Source organism: Citrobacter sp. Cpo032, from assembly GCF_030332975.1.
Classification (GTDB): Bacteria; Pseudomonadota; Gammaproteobacteria; order Enterobacterales; family Enterobacteriaceae; genus Citrobacter; species Citrobacter portucalensis.
Genome location: NZ_JAOWGU010000034.1, coordinates 179,200 through 193,431, shown reverse-complemented (window position 1 = coordinate 193,431; position 14,232 = coordinate 179,200). Strand labels below are relative to the sequence as shown.

The 14,232-nt window shown below is 53.5% G+C and carries 13 protein-coding genes; 9 read left to right on the top strand and 4 right to left on the bottom strand.

All coding sequences use genetic code 11. The features are described from left to right. The first annotated feature begins 5 nt into the window (after positions 1-5). Both OGY33_RS02955 and OGY33_RS02950 read left to right on the top strand, forming a co-directional pair. Positions 6-776 (top strand): SDR family oxidoreductase, encoded by a 771-nt coding sequence (locus OGY33_RS02955; RefSeq protein WP_003835790.1) that lies wholly within the window; start codon positions 6-8, stop codon positions 774-776. Positions 777-834: 58 nt separating this feature from the next. Beyond that, positions 835-1,689, top strand: a complete 855-nt coding sequence (locus OGY33_RS02950; protein WP_048226259.1) for a co-chaperone YbbN — start codon at positions 835-837, stop codon at positions 1,687-1,689. A 105-nt stretch (positions 1,690-1,794) separates the two neighbouring features. Here the strand turns inward: OGY33_RS02950 and fetB are convergent, their stop codons facing one another. Then, complete coding sequence (fetB, locus tag OGY33_RS02945; protein WP_048214769.1) at positions 1,795-2,574, bottom strand: iron efflux ABC transporter permease subunit FetB; 780 nt, start codon at positions 2,572-2,574, stop codon at positions 1,795-1,797. Next, on the bottom strand, positions 2,561-3,238 hold the full coding sequence (gene fetA / locus OGY33_RS02940; RefSeq protein WP_191238790.1) for an iron efflux ABC transporter ATP-binding subunit FetA: 678 nt from the start codon (positions 3,236-3,238) through the stop codon (positions 2,561-2,563). The genes fetB and fetA overlap by 14 nt, the downstream gene beginning before the upstream one ends. A 133-nt stretch (positions 3,239-3,371) precedes the next feature. On the opposite strand from fetA, the gene OGY33_RS02935 reads away from it, so the two are divergent. From OGY33_RS02935 to OGY33_RS02920, 4 genes are read left to right on the top strand one after another with little or no spacing between them, the layout of a single operon-like run. Continuing rightward, complete coding sequence (locus OGY33_RS02935; RefSeq protein ID WP_003831073.1) at positions 3,372-4,289, top strand: SPFH domain-containing protein; 918 nt, start codon at positions 3,372-3,374, stop codon at positions 4,287-4,289. Next, a complete protein-coding gene (locus tag OGY33_RS02930; RefSeq protein ID WP_048214771.1) occupies positions 4,286-4,744 on the top strand; it encodes an NfeD family protein in 459 nt (152 codons plus the stop codon). Before OGY33_RS02935 ends, OGY33_RS02930 begins: the two co-directional genes overlap by 4 nt. Before the next feature lie 19 nt (positions 4,745-4,763). Further along, positions 4,764-6,908, top strand: a complete 2,145-nt coding sequence (locus tag OGY33_RS02925; RefSeq protein ID WP_191238791.1) for a PA5441 family protein — start codon at positions 4,764-4,766, stop codon at positions 6,906-6,908. Then, positions 6,878-7,594 (top strand): DUF3142 domain-containing protein, encoded by a 717-nt coding sequence (locus tag OGY33_RS02920; RefSeq protein WP_191238792.1) that lies wholly within the window; start codon positions 6,878-6,880, stop codon positions 7,592-7,594. Before OGY33_RS02925 ends, OGY33_RS02920 begins: the two co-directional genes overlap by 31 nt. Here the strand turns inward: OGY33_RS02920 and cueR are convergent. Continuing rightward, complete coding sequence (cueR, locus tag OGY33_RS02915; RefSeq protein ID WP_048226264.1) at positions 7,591-8,001, bottom strand: Cu(I)-responsive transcriptional regulator; 411 nt, start codon at positions 7,999-8,001, stop codon at positions 7,591-7,593. The genes OGY33_RS02920 and cueR overlap by 4 nt on opposite strands. A gap of 109 nt (positions 8,002-8,110) precedes the next feature. Between cueR and copA the strand changes: the two genes are divergently transcribed. The 3 genes from copA to ybaK all read left to right on the top strand — a co-directional run bounded on the left by copA (position 8,111) and on the right by ybaK (position 12,241). Further along, entirely contained in the window at positions 8,111-10,612 is a 2,502-nt protein-coding gene (gene copA, locus OGY33_RS02910) for a copper-exporting P-type ATPase CopA (RefSeq protein ID WP_191238793.1), read from the top strand. A gap of 153 nt (positions 10,613-10,765) precedes the next feature. After that, on the top strand, positions 10,766-11,560 hold the full coding sequence (locus OGY33_RS02905) for a TraB/GumN family protein (protein ID WP_191238794.1): 795 nt from the start codon (positions 10,766-10,768) through the stop codon (positions 11,558-11,560). 201 nt (positions 11,561-11,761) lie between these two features. Continuing rightward, positions 11,762-12,241: a Cys-tRNA(Pro)/Cys-tRNA(Cys) deacylase YbaK gene (ybaK, locus tag OGY33_RS02900; protein WP_003831056.1), complete on the top strand. Its 480-nt coding sequence runs from the start codon at positions 11,762-11,764 to the stop codon at positions 12,239-12,241. Between the two features lie 181 nt (positions 12,242-12,422). Here the strand turns inward: ybaK and ushA are convergent, their stop codons facing one another. Then, complete coding sequence (gene ushA, locus OGY33_RS02895) at positions 12,423-14,075, bottom strand: bifunctional UDP-sugar hydrolase/5'-nucleotidase UshA (RefSeq protein WP_191238795.1); 1,653 nt, start codon at positions 14,073-14,075, stop codon at positions 12,423-12,425. Between the last annotated feature and the right edge of the window lie 157 nt (positions 14,076-14,232).

Below are 14,232 nucleotides of genomic sequence, written 5' to 3'. Positions count from 1 at the left end.
AAGTTATGCAAAAATCGGTCTTAATAACAGGATGTTCCAGCGGAATCGGCCTGGAAAGCGCGCTTGAGCTAAAGCGCCAGGGTTTTCAAATTCTGGCAGGCTGTCGCAAACCTGACGATGTCGCGCGTATGAACAGCATGGGATTCACTGGCGTGTTGCTGGATCTGGATTCACCCGAAAGCGTGGATCGTGCCGCCGATGAAGTGATCGCCCTGACCGATAATCGTTTATATGGGATCTTTAACAACGCCGGATACGGTGTCTATGGTCCACTGCCCACCATCAGCCGTGAACAGATGGAACAGCAGTTTTCCGCCAACTTCTTTGGCGCACATCAGCTTACCATGCGCCTGTTACCTGCCATGTTACCCCACGGCGAAGGGCGCATTGTGATGACCTCCTCGGTGATGGGATTGATCTCAACGCCGGGACGCGGCGCCTATGCCGCCAGCAAATATGCACTGGAAGCCTGGTCCGACGCACTGCGTATGGAACTGCGCCACAGCGGGATTAAGGTCAGCCTGATTGAACCCGGCCCCATCCGTACCCGCTTTACCGAAAACGTCAACCAGACCCAGAGCGATGCTCCCGTTGAAAATCCCGGCATTGCCGCGCGTTTTACGCTGGGACCAGAAGCGGTTGTCGCCAAAGTGCGTCATGCGTTTGAGAGCGATAAACCAAAGCTACGTTATCCGGTTACGCTGGTGACGTGGGCAGTGATGCTGCTTAAACGCCTGCTGCCAGGCCGCATAATGGACAAAATTTTACAGGGTTGAGTTGAAGCTCGCGCGTCAGCCCCCATGTAACAAGAAATCGACAAAAGAGAGTAACTCCATGTCCACACAGAATATTGTTAACATTAACGAATCGAACCTACAGCAGACCCTTGAACAGTCGATGACCACCCCGGTCCTGTTCTATTTTTGGTCTGAGCGCAGCCAGCATTGTCTGCAATTAACGCCGGTACTGGAGAGCCTTGCCGCCCAGTATAACGGTCAATTTATTCTCGCTAAGCTGGACTGCGACGCCGAACAGATGATCGCCTCCCAGTTTGGTCTGCGCGCGATCCCTACGGTTTATCTGTTCCAGAACGGCCAGCCGGTAGATGGATTCCAGGGCCCGCAACCGGAAGAGGTTATTCGCGCGCTGCTGGAGAAAGTGCTGCCGAGCGAAGAAGAGCTGAAAGCACGCCAGGCTATCGAATTCATCGAAGCTGGTAATCACGCGGATGCGCTGCCGCTGCTGAAAGAAGCCTGGCAGATCTCCAACCAGAGCAGCGAAATCGGTCTGCTGCTGGCGGAAACGCAAATCGCCCTGAACCGTTCTGATGAAGCCGAAGCGGTACTGAAAACCATTCCGTTGCAGGATCAGGACACCCGCTATCAAGGGCTTATCGCACAGATCGAATTACTGAAGCAGGCCGCTGATACACCGGAAATCCAACAGTTGCAGCAGCAGGTCGCCAGCAATCCACAGGATGCGGCGCTGGCAACGCAGTTGGCTATTCAATTGCACCAGGTCGGACGTAACGAGGAATCGCTGGAATTACTGTTCAGCCACCTGAAGAAAGATCTTACGGCTGCCGATGGTCAGGCACGTAAGACTTTCCAGGAGATCCTTGCCGCACTGGGTACCGGTGATGCGCTGGCCTCGAAGTATCGCCGCCAGCTGTACGCGCTGTTGTACTAATTGGTTCATCATGCCCGATGGCGCTACGCTTATCGGGCTTACAAACACAACCAACACCTCATTCCCGTCGGCCGGATATGGCGGTAGCCGTCATACGGCATCACATCACGGTTTCTTTAATGGCGTCACCACCAGTTGGTGGCGCGAATTATAGAACTTCCGATAGGTTAAATAGCAGGCGATAATGGTCGACAGGCTGGCGGTTGATAGCAGCATAAACGTCACCATAATCTGATACTTAATCGCTTTTACCGGGTCAATACCTGCAAAGATCAATCCTGACATCATTCCCGGTAAACTCACCAGCCCCACGGTCTTCGCTGAATCAATCGTCGGGATCAGCGAGGCGCGAATGCTGTCGCGAATCAGCGGCGCGGAGGCCACTTTCGGCGTCGCGCCGAGGCTGAGTTTTTCCTGAATTTGCTGCTGCTCGCTGTTAAACCTCTGCCCCAAATTGTTGTAACACAGCCCCACCGCCACCATCGCATTGCCTGCAATCATGCCAGAGATCGGGATGACCTGCATCGGCGTGAACTCGATAGAGCCTGAAAGAACCAGCACCGAAAGCGTTAGCCCCGCCCCCGCCGTAATGGCAATAAACGACGAGAGAAAAGCTTTATCAATATATTTACTGCGTTTTTGCGCGTTATAGGCCGCGTTAAAGCAGATAAACAGCACCATCAATAAGGTCAGAATGCTATGGTTGACGCCAAAAATATATTTCAGCACGTAGCCCACGATAATAAGCTGAACCACTGCCCGGCAAACGCTCCAGAGAATATCTTTTTCCAGCGCCAGCTTTTCTTTGTTGCTGATCAGTATCGCGACCACCACCAGCATCATCGCTAACGCCAGGGATTCATTGGTAATATTATGCTCGTTCATTGCTGACTTCCTGCATTTCACCGGCGTGCGGTTGAAGGGTTATGACGTTATCCGCATGTTCAATTTCATCTTTGTCATGCGTCACCCACAGCACAGCAATATTCTTGTCGCGAACATAGTGGTGAATTAATTCGTTCACATTACGCTTGTTGGCTTCATCCAGCGCGCTGGTGATTTCATCAAGCAGCAGGATTTTCGGCAGAAACTGCAAATTACGAATTAACGAGACGCGCTGCTTTTCGCCACCAGATAGCTCATTGATATTTTTTTTCAGGATCGTCTCGGGCAACTGAAAACGAGCCAGATCTTCCAGAAACACATCCGGTTCCGGGCGTTTATCGCGGATTTGCCAGGGAAAAATGAGGTTGTCGTAGACGGTATCACCGAACAAAGCGGGCGTTTGCGCGCAATAAGAGACCTGCTGGCGATAAGCTTCAGGCTTAAGCGTTGATATCTCCTTACCCTCAAAAAGGATTTCACCGGAACTCGGGCTAATTAACGACGCGACTATCTTGAGTAACGTACTTTTACCGCAGCCGGACTGGCCGGTAATCAGCTTAAATTCTCCGGCGCGGAGATCAAAACAGATGTTATTAAGAATCTGCGTCGCCCCTGCCTGCCACGCGACATTTTTTAACTGAAGCAGAATGCTGCTTTCTTCCATTACCAATCCCTTTTTACATCTTTCGTGCAGATAGTCTATCCCTGTAATTTATTATAGGGGAGCCCACCTTGATAAATCGGGTATAATTTGACTAATGAGGCAGTAAAGGACAGCACAACAGGAGGTTTCATCAATGCTCATTTTTATTCCTATTCTTATTTTTGTCGCGCTGGTGATCGTCGGCGCAGGCGTCAAAATCGTCCCGCAGGGATATCAGTGGACGGTAGAGCGTTTTGGTCGTTACACCAAAACCCTGCAACCGGGTTTAAGCCTTGTTGTACCGTTCATGGACCGCATTGGTCGTAAGATCAATATGATGGAACAGGTGCTTGATATCCCCTCTCAGGAAGTCATCTCCAAAGATAACGCCAACGTCTCGATTGATGCTGTGTGCTTCATTCAGGTGATCGACGCGCCGAAAGCCGCGTATGAAGTCAGCAACCTGGAACTGGCGATCATCAACCTGACCATGACCAACATTCGTACTGTTCTCGGCTCGATGGAGCTCGATGAAATGCTCTCCCAGCGCGACAACATCAACACGCGCCTGCTGCATATCGTTGATGAGGCAACCAATCCCTGGGGCATCAAAATCACCCGTATTGAGATCCGCGACGTGCGTCCTCCGGCAGAACTTATCGACGCCATGAACGCGCAAATGAAAGCCGAACGTACCAAGCGCGCCTACATTCTTGAAGCCGAAGGGATCCGTCAGGCAGAAATCGTCAAGGCCGAAGGTGAGAAGCAGTCGAAAATCCTCATCGCGGAAGGTGAACGTCAGTCCGCATTTTTACAGGCTGAAGCGCGTGAACGTTCCGCAGAAGCAGAAGCCCGCGCAACACAGATGGTGTCTGAAGCCATTGCCGCCGGGGATATTCAGGCCGTGAACTACTTCGTGGCGCAGAAATATACCGAAGCGCTGCAGCATATCGGCTCGTCGAATAACAGCAAAGTGGTGATGATGCCGCTGGATGCCAGCAGCCTGATGGGTTCCATTGCCGGGATCGCCGAACTGGTTAAGGACAGCGCCAGCGAGCGGAAAAAATCATGATAGCGATGATTCTGGTGCACCCGCATATCTTCTGGCTCAGCCTCGGTGGTCTGTTACTGGCCGCCGAGATGCTGGGCGGCAACGGCTATCTGCTGTGGAGCGGCGTGGCAGCGGTGATTACCGGTCTGGTCATCTGGCTCGTTCCACTAGACTGGGCGTGGCAGGGGGCAATGTTCGCTGCCCTCACCTTGCTGGCAGCCTGGCTGTGGTGGAAGTGGCTGGCAAGGCGCGTTCAGGAGCAGCAGCCAGCCGACAGCCATCTTAACCAACGTGGACAACAGTTAGTTGGCCGTCGATTTACTCTGGAAACTGACCTGGTCAATGGTCGCGGACATATGCGCGTCGGCGACAGTTCCTGGCCCGTTAGCGCCCGTGACGATTTGAGCGCCGGAACGCAGGTTGAAGTCATTGCCGTTGAGGGAATCACCCTGATTATAAAAGCGGTATCACACTAAAAAGACAGGAAATAAGACTATGGTCAGGAAGACACCCCTTGCCTTTGCCCTTTGCACATTGCTGACCGCCGCTCCGCAGGCATTCGCTTCGTTCGATATGGAAGACTGCAAATGGAGCGACGACAGCTGCCTGCTGAAGGGAACGCCGACCTTTAACCCTGAAAACGACAGCCGCGACAACCTGCTGCGGCTGCTGAGCCAGGAAAAATCATTTGCTCTGCCCGTGCAGTCGATGCCCGCAGACATCACTCGCTCCCGCGATTTCTATTTTGCCTATCACCCGCAATGGGATGAGGCTGCCCCGCAAACAGCGGCAGCTCAGGCATCCGCCGCGGACAGCCCTCTCTCCCGACAGATGGCCGAGCTGAACATTAGCGCCGACGAAATAAACATCAATGACGCTGAGTTAGAGAACCGTCATGTTTCGAATAACGCCGAGAGCGTTAGCGCCTTTTTTGCCGCGCTGTTGGCCGATTCCACATTAACAGCGGAACAGCGTCAGGCTTTAGCCCAGGCGCGTACGGGACTGCTTTCTGGGGCAACCCGCGAGCAAATTGAGTCTTCTCTTGCCACCTTCCCGGCAGATTCTCAAGCTCTGCCCTATAAAAGCTATCTGGCAGCAGCCGCCAGTTTCTATGCCGGTGATTATGCCAGTGCCGAACGGGATTTCACTCAGCTTGCTACAAGCGATCGTCCGTGGTTAGCAGAGACCGCGCAATACATGCTGATGCGCACGGCGTTGAACAAGAGCAGTCAGAACAGCGTGGGCGAGTACGGCGATTTTGATATTGCGAAAATTAATCGCGAGGATGCCACTCAGGCTCAAGAGTTGGCGCAGGCCTATCTGCAGCGTTTTCCCCAAGGACTCTACGCTGACTCTTCACGAGGCATGTTGCGTCGCATCAACTGGTATTTACAGTCATGGCCGCAGCTGGCCGGGTTGTATGAACAGACGCTAAAGCAGTCGGCTGACGCACGGCAACTGCGCGAAAATGTCATCGAATACGATAATGTCTATGGCATGGCGTTCTACGACCAGTCCGTCGTTGAGTCCTTCCCCGACGCGCCGCGAGTCAGCTATATCGAACTGCTACGCGCGCTGCGCCTGGATAACAACAGCAAACCCACGCTGACGCAGGCACAGCTCGACGCCAGCAAACCGGTGTTTGAACAGAGCCAAAAACTGCCGCTATGGCGCGATCTGCAACTGAATCTGTGGCTGGCAACGGGCAACTACGCGGCAATTATTCAGACAGTTACGCCAGCGCAGAAACTTGCCGCTCACGATACCCTCGCCTTCAGCGAACAGGTGCTGTACGGCGAAGCGTTGATGGGCCAGAAGAAATGGGCCGAGGCGCGCGATTTTTGGCAGCAGTTGTTAAAACTCAGCCAGGATAACGAACAGCAGCAATATGTGCAGGCTAAGCTTGCCGCCACGCTGGTATATAGCGGCGATGTGGCGGCAGTTTTCGCACCGAATAGCGCGGTGACCAACCTGCGCTTTCGCTCGCAGGTGCTGAAAACGCAGGCCACGCCAGAACTGCTGCGCCAGCAGGCCGTTCATGGCCCGAATAACGAAGAGCGTACCATTGCGCTGCATACGCTGCTGGTGCGGGATCTTACAGAGAATCGTTTTGGCGACTGGCTTACTGACAGAAAACTGGCCAGCGCGATTACATCACCGGTCATTGGCGAAGCGTTTGATGACGTTAACCTGAGCATATTCGACTGGAATGGCGACACGGCGCAGGCGGGTTATACGTGCCGCAGCCTCAATGAAACGGTAACGGTATTGAGCAAAAAAGCGGATGATGCTCACGCGCTGAACTGCCTTGGCGAATTCTTCCGCACCACGCAAACACATGTTGATCTGTGGAAAAACAGTGCTGGCAACGACGTGCTTGAATCAGCTATTTCGCGTAAGAAACCGTTCGGCCAGTTCGACAGACAGAGCTACTACCAGCAGGTAATCACCTCACCCACCGCGGAAGTCGAAGATAAGAGCTTCGCGCTGTATCGCGCCATCATGTGCTATGCGCCATCAGGCGCTAACGAATGTGGCGGTGAAGACGTGGATAAACTGCAGCGTAAGGGCTGGTTCACCCAACTGAAAACGCAGTATCCGGGAAGCCCGTGGGCGCAAAAACTCAAATATTACTGGTAACCACACTGCTTCTCGGCCAGGCACAGGCGGCGGATATCGTCGCCGCCCGTGAACATTCAGCCTTCTGGCTGTGGTCTGGGGTGAAAGCCAGTTACGAGCTGAAAGACGCGCAAACGGTTTATCTGCACCAGGGCGAGGTACTGGTTCGTTCCGGTAACGTGGTGTTCCAGCGCCTCGGACTGCCGGTCAGTCGTCTGTCTTTTCCCTCAATCTGGCTGACCGTACGCTTTACAACCCTCGACGTACCGGAAGAGATCCCGGCGCGTATCATACGGTTGATGCAGCGCTGGCAGACCGCCGGGAATCACGTCGTTGGCCTGCAGGTTGATTTTGACGCAGCGACCCATCAACTGACCGACTACGCCCGCTTTCTGCAGCAACTGCGCCAACAGCTCCCGGCCGAGTTTGCGCTAGGCGTAACCGGACTACTGGATTGGGCAAAAACGGGCGACGTCGCTACGCTGAACGCGTTGGCGGTCGATGAACTGGTGGTGCAAAGCTATCAGGGGTGTCACACAGTGACGAATTATCAGGCGTATCTACCCGCGCTGAGCCGCCTGCGCATTCCATTTAAGCTGGGACTGGTGCAAAACGGTAACCGGGACCCACTGGCTGAAGCGCAGCTTGAGAAATCCCCGTGGTACCGCGGCACGGTGGTGTTTATGCTTAATCCCTCTCGCCGTTAAGCCTTCGCTTTGTGATGACTGCAACCGGAGAGATTATCCATGATCGGACATTCAGCACTGTCATCGCCAGGGCAACTGTCTGCCAGCGCCAGCAAATGCAAGCGCATGGCCTGCAATTCTCTGATATGCCGCTCAATGTCAGCCACCTTTTCCAGGGTGCGCTTTTTCACATCCGCGCTATGACGCGCCGGATCGTTAAACAGGTTTACCAGCTCGCCGCACTCTTCCAGGTTAAACCCAACCTGCCGCGCCTGACGCAGCAGCATCAGTTCATTCAAATGCTTTTGGCTGTATGTGCGATAGCCATTTTCACCACGCAGCGGCGGCGTCACCAGCCCTTTCTCTTCATAAAAGCGAATCGCTTTACTGGTTAAACCGGTTTTTTTAGCAACATCGGATATATTCACATCTCCCCCCTTGACCTTCCCCTTGATGGAAGGTTTAACCTTTATAACAGTTAGTCAAAACGATTGCTAAGGTCAATGAATCTCAGACCAATCATAGAGGAAATTTGTTATGTCTCAAACAATCGATCTAACCCTGGACGGCTTGTCCTGTGGTCACTGCGTAAAACGCGTTAAAGAAAGTCTGGAGCAACGCCCGGACGTTGAGCAAGCGGATGTCACTGTGACTGAAGCGCACATCACCGGGAGCGCCAGTGCTGAAGCGCTGATTGAAACCATCAAACAAGCCGGTTACGGCGCGGAGTTAAGCCACCCAAAGGCTAAACCGCTGACGGAGTCATCAATCCCGTCGGAAGCACTGGCAGCGGTCCCTTCCGAGCTTCCGGCAGCTACGGCTGATGATGACAGCCAACAGTTGCTGTTAAACGGCATGAGCTGCGCCAGCTGTGTTATCCGCGTACAAGATGCTCTGCAAAGCGTACCGGGTGTCACGCAGGCACGGGTAAACCTGGCGGAACGTACTGCGCTGGTAATGGGCAGTGCGTCCGCCGACCAGTTAGTGAAAGCGGTGGAAAAAGCGGGCTACGGCGCAGAAGCCATTGAAGATGATGTTATGCGCCGCGAGCGTCAGCAAGAAACCGCCGTAGCAACCATGAAACGTTTTCGCTGGCAGGCGGCCGTCGCGCTGCTGCTGGGTATCCCTGTCATGGTATGGGGAATGATTGGCGAAAACATGATGGTCACTGCCGACAACCGTAGCCTGTGGCTGACGATTGGTCTGGCAACGCTTGCCGTGATGGTTTTCGCGGGCGGTCATTTTTACCGCAACGCGTGGAAAAGCCTGATGAACGGCACCGCGACCATGGATACGCTGGTGGCGCTGGGTACAGGGGTGGCATGGCTTTATTCCATGAGTGTCAACCTCTGGCCGCAATGGTTCCCGATGGAAGCGCGACACCTCTATTATGAAGCCAGTGCGATGATTATCGGTCTGATTAACCTCGGGCACATGCTGGAAGCGCGGGCTCGCCAGCGTTCGTCCAAAGCACTGGAAAAATTACTCGATCTGACGCCGCCGACCGCGCGTGTTGTTACCGACGAAGGCGAAAAGAACGTGCCTTTGGCAGACGTTCAGGCGGGAATGCTGCTGCGCCTGACCACCGGTGACCGCGTTCCGGTAGACGGCGAAATCACTCAGGGCGAAGCCTGGCTGGATGAAGCCATGCTGACCGGAGAGCCTATTCCGCAACAAAAAGGCGAAGGCGATAGCGTCCACGCCGGTACGGTCGTACAGGACGGCAGCGTGCTGTTCCGCGCCAGTGCCGTTGGCAGCCACACCACGCTGTCACGCATTATTCGTATGGTGCGCCAGGCGCAAAGCAGTAAACCGGAGATTGGTAAACTAGCCGACCGTATCTCCTCAGTGTTCGTTCCGGTCGTCGTCGTCATCGCGCTGGTGAGTGCGGCAATCTGGTATTTCTTCGGGCCGGCACCACAAATTGTTTATACGCTGGTGATTGCCACTACCGTACTGATTATTGCCTGCCCTTGTGCGCTGGGCCTGGCTACACCAATGTCGATTATTTCCGGTGTAGGTCGTGCCGCTGAGTTTGGGGTTCTGGTACGTGATGCCGATGCGCTGCAGCGCGCCAGTACGCTTGATACCGTCGTATTTGATAAAACCGGGACATTGACTGAAGGTAAACCGCAGGTTGTCGCCATCAAAACGTTTGGCAATACCGATGAAGCGCTGGCGATTCGTCTGGCTGCGGCCCTTGAACAGGGTTCCAGTCACCCGCTGGCCAGGGCGATTCTGGACAAAGCCGGTGATGTTACGCTGCCACAGGTCAATGGTTTCCGTACGCTGCGCGGTTTAGGCGTAAGCGGTGAAACGGAAGGTCATACGCTGCTGCTGGGCAACCAGGCACTGCTCAATGAGCAACAGGTTGATACCACTGAAATGGAAGCTGAAATCACCGCTCAGGCATCCCAGGGTTCAACCCCGGTCCTGTTGGCGATTGATGGTAAAGCGGCGGCGCTGTTAGCGGTGCGTGATCCGCTGCGTAGCGACAGCGTGGCAGCACTTCAGCGCCTGCACCGCAACGGGTATCGTCTGGTGATGCTTACTGGTGACAACCCGACCACGGCTAACGCTATTGCCAAAGAAGCCGGTATTGATGAGGTGATTGCCGGTGTTCTGCCGGACGGTAAAGCCGAGGCGATTAAACGTCTGCAAAGCCAGGGGCGTCAGGTTGCCATGGTGGGTGACGGTATTAACGATGCGCCTGCGCTGGCTCAGGCCGATGTCGGAATTGCCATGGGTGGCGGCAGCGATGTGGCGATTGAAACCGCCGCGATTACGCTGATGCGTCATAGCCTGATGGGCGTTGCGGATGCACTGTCTATCTCCCGGGCAACGTTGCGTAATATGAAGCAGAACCTGGTCGGCGCGTTTATTTATAACAGCATCGGTATCCCCGTTGCCGCGGGGATCCTGTGGCCGTTCACCGGAACACTGCTGAATCCGGTCGTTGCAGGGGCGGCGATGGCACTCTCCTCCATTACTGTGGTGAGCAACGCTAACCGACTGCTGCGCTTCAAACCGAAAGAGTAACCCTCTGCCGCATGGCGCTCACGCTTATCCGGCCTACAAAGTGCAGGTAACATTGTAGGCTGGATAAGACGATTTCGCGTCGCCATCCGGCGATTCTCGCATTGCACCTTCCTGGACCACGCGCTAGCATGAAAGTCTACTTAGGGAGGTCGTATGGATCTGTTATACCGGGTAAAAACATTTTTCACCGCGCTACGCGGCAACCACTATACCTGGCCTGCCATCGACATTTCATTGCCCGGCAACCGCCATTTTCATCTGATTGGCAGTATTCACATGGGCAGTCGCGATATGGCACCTCTGCCTGCCAAATTACTCAAAAAACTCAACCATGCCGACGCGCTGATTGTCGAAGCGGATGTTTCCGGTGACGACGCGCCGTTTGCTAACCTTCCTACATTTGCCGCACTCGAAGAACGTATCAGCCCGGAGCAGTTAGAAAACCTGCATAAAGTCACCAACGAACTGGGCATTTCCCCATCGCTGTTATCTACTCAGCCGTTGTGGCAAATCGCCATGGTATTACAGGCGACACAGGCACAGCAGTTGGGGCTACGGGCGGAATACGGAATTGATTACCAATTGCTGAAAGCGGCAAAACAAGCGCATAAACCCGTTATCGAGCTGGAGGGCGCATCCAGTCAAATCGAGCTGTTATGTCAGTTGTCTGATAACGGACTGGCCTTGTTGGACGATACTCTGACGCACTGGCATACCAATGCCAGATTGTTGCAACAAATGATGGGCTGGTGGCTTAAAACACCGCCACGCAATAGCGAACTGACGCTTCCCAATACCTTTAGCCAGTCGTTGTATGACGTATTGATGCATCAACGCAACACAGCCTGGCGCGATCGGCTCAGGGCGATGCCTGCTGGTCATTACGTCGTGGCCGTTGGCGCGTTGCATCTGTACGGAGAGGGAAATTTGCCGGAGATGTTACGGTAAAAAAAATGGCCAATATTTCTATTGGCCCGTCAAAGAGGAATTTCATCATTATTATGATCCCAATGCTTAAAGCATCGGTGTAGTTCGATTGTCGCTCAAAGTCATCATCCTGCCAATACTATTGCGCAAGATGGTACTATTTTTTAGACAGACATCAGGCGTATGCTTGAGTCGTATTTTGTCTGGTCCAGGAAAATTGCTATGACACCCGCCGTTAAATTACTCGAAAAAAACAAAATTTCTTTCCAGATTCACACCTACGATCACGACCCGTCCGAGACGAACTTTGGTGATGAAGTGGTACGCAAGTTAGGTCTGAATGCGGACCAGGTCTACAAAACGCTGCTGGTTGCCGTGAATGGCGATATGAAGCATCTGGCGGTTGCGGTCACGCCTGTAGCCGGTCAATTGGATCTCAAAAAGGTCGCTAAGGCGCTGGGGGCTAAAAAGGTCGATATGGCCGATCCAATGGTTGCGCAACGAACCACCGGTTATCTGGTGGGGGGGATCAGCCCATTAGGACAGAAAAAGAGATTGCCAACGCTCATTGATGCCCCTGCCCAGACGTTTGACACCATTTATGTTTCCGGCGGCAAACGCGGGCTGGATATCGAACTGGCAGCGGGCGATCTGGCGAAAATTCTGGATGCGAAATTCGCCGACATCGCTCGTCGCGATTAAGCGGTTATAGACTGATTGCCTGATGGCGCGCAGCTTTAAGGCCTACAAACCGAATACTCAACAGGGCGTTATTGGTGAAGGCAGTTTGGACTCGGCCAGCGCGCAGGAACCGGAGCGTACATGTAGTACGTGAGGATTCCGAGCACTGCCCGCGTTCAAAATGGCGAACAAAATAGCCCTGTTACTGCCAGGTAACTTCACCCTTCGGCTCATACACACTGGCATCCAGCGGTGAGTTCTTCTGCACGAACTCTTTCAGCACTTCCGCATCAATAAACCCGGTATTCACATAGCCTGGTTTGTTATCAATGCGCGGATAGCCATCGCCGCCGGTCGCGTTGAAGCTTAGCGTTGCCATGCGATATGTCTTCGCTGGGTCAACGGGCTCGCCTTTGATTTTCAAATCGTTAAACTTGCCGTCTTTCGCCACAAAGCTGACGTTAGCAAACTGCGGATAAGCCCCGGAGTCCGGCTTCATTTGCGCCACGACGGTCAGATAGTCAATCACCTCTTTCCCGCTCATGTCGGCATACACCACGATGTTTCCGAACGGCTGTACTTTCAGTACGCTCTTATAGGTGATATCACCGCCTTCGATGGAATCACGGATGCCACCGCCGCTCATCACGCCAAAATCAGCGCTGGTTCGCGCCATTTGCGCAGCCAGCAGCAAATGTCCCATGTTGGTCTGCACGAAACGGACTTTGCTTCGGTCGCCTTCGAGGCGCGCATTGACGCTACCAATTTTCACGTCGAGCTGCGCTTTACCTTTATTCTGGAACGGCGTCAGCAGCGAAAGCATTTGCTGATTTTCAGCTATTTCCGGGGTATAGAGTACGCGCTCACTTTTACCGTTGTCCCAGGTCACTTTTTTCTTCAGGTTGACGGGAATGAGCTGGTAGTTGACCATTTTCATTTCGCCGTTACGGAACTCAAAGTCCGCCCGGCCCACATATTTCCCCCACTCGTGCGCCTGCACAATCCAGATCCCATTTTGCTTGTCTGGCGCACACGGCGTACCCGGTACGTAATCAACCTGCTTCTTGTTCTCTGAAGCCATACACACCGGATCCTGCGAGTGACCACCGACAATCATCGCCAGCGATCCCGCTGGCAGGCTACGCGCCATTTCGACATCGCCAGGGGCGTTCGAGCCATGGTTGCCGTTGTCATAATGTCCCATATGGGTGGTCGCGATAATGATGTCTGGCTTTTCACCCATATTCAGTTCCTGGATAACCAGTTTGGCTTCATCAGCAGGTTTACGGAACTCAATATCGGTAAAGAACTCGGGGTTGCCTATTTTCGCCGTATCGTCGGTGGTTAAACCGAGTACGGCAATTTTTAAATCCTGGCGCTTAAAGATGGCCCACGGCTTAAACAAACGCTCGCCAGTGCTTTTCTGATAGATATTGGCCGAGAGAAACGGGAATTTGGACCATTTTTCCTGCTGGCGCAGTACGGTCATGGGATTATCAAACTCGTGGTTTCCGACCGCCATTGCGTCATAGCCAATCAGGTTCATCCCACGAAAATCAGGTTCCGCATCCTGCAGATCGGACTCCGGTACGCCGGTATTAATGTCGCCACCGGAAAGCAGCAGTACGCTTCCCCCTTCCTCTGCCACCTCTTTACGAATACTGTCCACCAGCGTTTTTTGCGCCGCCAGTCCGTATTCTCCGTATTCGCTGCGCCAGAAGTGACCGTGATGATCGTTGGTATGCAGAATGGTAATTTTGTAGGTTTTATCTTTTTCGTACGCTTGCGCTGGCTGACCTGCCAGCGTAAATGCGGCTAATAACGCCAGCGCCACGCCCCGTTTTAAAAACTTCATATTTCTCTCCCTGAGCCAAAATCAACGACTGAAATTACAATGATATGAAATAATAGTCGAAAATGTTTTCAGAAATGAGACTTCCTTCAAACACCTTCCGCAGGTATGTTAGTCAGGTAATAATAACAAAATAGATTACCCTCATAATCGCAACCCA

Coding starts and splice junctions, on each gene's coding strand:
- OGY33_RS02955 (WP_003835790.1), top strand. CDS start 6: ATGCAAAAATCGGTCTTAATAACAGGATGTTCCAGCGGAATCGGCCTG.
- OGY33_RS02950 (WP_048226259.1), top strand. CDS start 835: ATGTCCACACAGAATATTGTTAACATTAACGAATCGAACCTACAGCAG.
- fetB (WP_048214769.1), bottom strand. CDS start 2,574: ATGAACGAGCATAATATTACCAATGAATCCCTGGCGTTAGCGATGATG.
- fetA (WP_191238790.1), bottom strand. CDS start 3,238: ATGGAAGAAAGCAGCATTCTGCTTCAGTTAAAAAATGTCGCGTGGCAG.
- OGY33_RS02935 (WP_003831073.1), top strand. CDS start 3,372: ATGCTCATTTTTATTCCTATTCTTATTTTTGTCGCGCTGGTGATCGTC.
- OGY33_RS02930 (WP_048214771.1), top strand. CDS start 4,286: ATGATAGCGATGATTCTGGTGCACCCGCATATCTTCTGGCTCAGCCTC.
- OGY33_RS02925 (WP_191238791.1), top strand. CDS start 4,764: ATGGTCAGGAAGACACCCCTTGCCTTTGCCCTTTGCACATTGCTGACC.
- copA (WP_191238793.1), top strand. CDS start 8,111: ATGTCTCAAACAATCGATCTAACCCTGGACGGCTTGTCCTGTGGTCAC.
- OGY33_RS02905 (WP_191238794.1), top strand. CDS start 10,766: ATGGATCTGTTATACCGGGTAAAAACATTTTTCACCGCGCTACGCGGC.
- ybaK (WP_003831056.1), top strand. CDS start 11,762: ATGACACCCGCCGTTAAATTACTCGAAAAAAACAAAATTTCTTTCCAG.
- ushA (WP_191238795.1), bottom strand. CDS start 14,075: ATGAAGTTTTTAAAACGGGGCGTGGCGCTGGCGTTATTAGCCGCATTT.